The 2,557-nt window shown below is 62.6% G+C and carries 2 protein-coding genes; both read right to left on the bottom strand.

All coding sequences use genetic code 11. The annotated features are described in order from the left end of the window. Positions 1–84: 84 nt before the first annotated feature. On the bottom strand, positions 85–1,695 hold the full coding sequence (locus QMX91_RS30660) for an ATP-binding protein (RefSeq protein WP_103368757.1): 1,611 nt from the start codon (positions 1,693–1,695) through the stop codon (positions 85–87). Beyond that, positions 1,692–2,414 carry a response regulator gene (locus QMX91_RS30655; RefSeq protein WP_098965100.1) on the bottom strand — a complete coding sequence of 241 codons (723 nt, stop codon included), beginning with the start codon at positions 2,412–2,414 and terminating at the stop codon, positions 1,692–1,694. The genes QMX91_RS30660 and QMX91_RS30655 overlap by 4 nt, the downstream gene beginning before the upstream one ends. Between the last annotated feature and the right edge of the window lie 143 nt (positions 2,415–2,557).

The following is a 2,557-nucleotide window of genomic DNA, read 5'->3' as shown; positions in this document are numbered from 1 at the left end:
AGCAAGCCCGCTCCCACAGGGGAATGCATTTCAAGGGTGGGAGCGGGCTTGCTCGCGAAGGCGCCATTTCTGCTAACGCAAAACTCAGCGGCGCTCCTGATTCCTTGGCCAACTCAGACTGAAACAAGCCCCACCCAGACTTTTGCTCTTGTTGATCAGCGCCCGACCGTCATGCCAGTGAATGATCCGCCGCACAATCGACAGCCCCAGCCCGTGCCCACCAGAGGCCCGGGTGCGGCTGTCATCCAGACGCAGGAACGGCGTGAAGATCCGTTCCCACGCCGACTCCGGCACACCCGGCCCGTCATCCTCGACATCGACCCGGCAGCGCAACTGCCCGACCTGATAACTCACCGTGACATTCGAGCGCGCATGGCGCATCGCGTTGCTCACCAGATTCTGCAACGCCCGATGCAGGAAGCGCGGCTCGGCTTCGACCCAGGCGCCATCGTTGTCCGCCGCTGACAGGCACAACCCGCGCTGCACCGTGACCTCGGCACGCAACGGCGCCAGTTCTGCGATCACCTGATTGACCAGCGCATCGAGGTCGATGCGTTGGAAGGTCAACGCTGGCGAACCCTGTTCCAGCCGCGCGTAAGTGAGCATTTCGTCGACCAGCTTATCGAGGTCCTCTATATCGTGATCCATGCCCTCGCGGTATTTCTCCAGCGCCTGCGGGGTGGTGGCCGAGCCGATCATCTCCAGCCCGAAACGCAGGCGCGCCACCGGCGTGCGCAGTTCGTGGGACACCGCACGCACCAGCTCGCGCTGGATCGCCAGCAACTGCTGCAGATGCTCGGCCATGCCGTTGAACGCCGCCGCCAGCCGCCCGACCGAGTCAGCACCGCGGGCCGGCACGCGGGTTTCCAGGCTGCCCTTGGCGATGCGTGTGGCCGCGGCTTCGAGTCCGCGCAGACGTCTTTCGAGCTGACGCACCAGCAGATATACGATCAGACCGATCAAGGTCAGGCCCAGGGCAGCGATCAACACCAGCCATTGCGGCGGATACGGATTCATCTGATACAGCGGGCCGATCTCCAGCACCCACGGCGTACCGACCATGCCGGCAAACACCCTGATCGAATCCCCGCCCTTGCCCAGCGCCATCACCGTATCGCCCTCGGACACTCGGCGGCTCTGGTCTTCGTCCATGTCGGCCTCGTTGACCGTGACCAGCCGCAGATCAAAACCGAAGCCCTTCTCTTCTTTTAACTGCGCCAGCCGCTTGGGCTGTTCGCTCACCGGGAAGCGCACTAGCTCATCGGCCAGCAGATAAATAGTCGCGCGCGCCAGTTGCTCGCTGATCTGCTGCACGTCGCCGGTGAGCACCAATTGTTCTTTATCACTGACCAGTCGATAGACCCGCGCCGCATGCGGGCCTGTCTGCTCCACCAACGCCTGACCGCGCTGCACCCGAGTGCGCTGAGACAAGTCCAGACCGGTCTCGGAAAACTTCTTCAGTGCCAGCGGAATTCCCAGCAGACGCTCCCAGACCAACAACGCCCGGTGGCGCTCGGTCTCATTCATCGGTTGCAGGTTGTCGGCCATCAGCGAGAACGTGCCATGGGCCAGGCGCTCGCGGTATTGCTCGCTGCGCACCTGATTGAGCAGGTGCAGCGCCAGCACACCAAGCACCGCCACCAGAATCAGCGCCGCGCACATGCCGCCATAGATGCGCAGGAAGATCGAATTCACAGGGCCAGATCCACACAGGCTTCAGGGACGAACAGATAGCCTTTGCTGCGGATGGTCTTGATCAGGCGCGGATGGTCGGGGTCATCGCCAATCTTCGGGCGAATGCGCGAGATGCGCACATCGATCGAGCGGTCCTGACCGTCATAGCCGATGCCGCGCAACGCAGTGAAGATTTCTTCGCGAGAGAGGATTCGCCCGGCGTTCGACACCAACAGCCAGAGCAGGTCGAATTCGGCACTGGTCAGTTCGATGCCGCTGTCGCTGAGCCAGGCTTCGCGCAAGGCGTTGTCCACCACCAGCGGGCCGAATTGCAGGCGACGGCTTTTTTCCGCGATCGGTTCGGCGCTGTCACTGCGTCGCAGCAAGGCCTGAATGCGCGCGAGCAACAGCCGTGGACGCACCGGTTTGCACACGTAATCGTCAGCGCCGAGGTCGAGACCCTGAATCTGGTCAGCATCGTCGGTGCGCGCGGTGAGCATCAGGATCGGCCCGTCGTAACGATCGCGCACCTTGCGGCAAATGCTCAGGCCGTCTTCACCGGGCAGCATCAGGTCGAGGATCACCAGGTCCGGCTGCTCCTTGATGATCCGCGCCGCCGCCAGCGCGCCGTTGCCTTCGATCTCCACGCGCAATCCATTGGCTTGCAGGTATTCGCGGGTGAGTTCGGCCAGACGCTGGTCATCCTCGACTATCAATACCTGCCAGGCTTCTTGCTCCACCGGTGACCTCTGCTTGCTGTTTTTATTAATAAGGAAGAATGCTCGGCCTGACTCAATTCCTCTGTGGGAGCGGGCTTGCTCGCGAAGACGGCGGCACGGTCAACATGGATATTGCCTGACCCACCGCTTTCGCGAGCAAGCCC

Source organism: Pseudomonas sp. PS01299 (assembly GCF_029960145.1).
In the GTDB taxonomy this organism is placed as follows: Bacteria; Pseudomonadota; Gammaproteobacteria; order Pseudomonadales; family Pseudomonadaceae; genus Aquipseudomonas; species Aquipseudomonas putida_A.
Note: the sequence above shows the minus strand (reverse complement) of the source record. Positions and strands in the feature narration are given on the sequence as shown.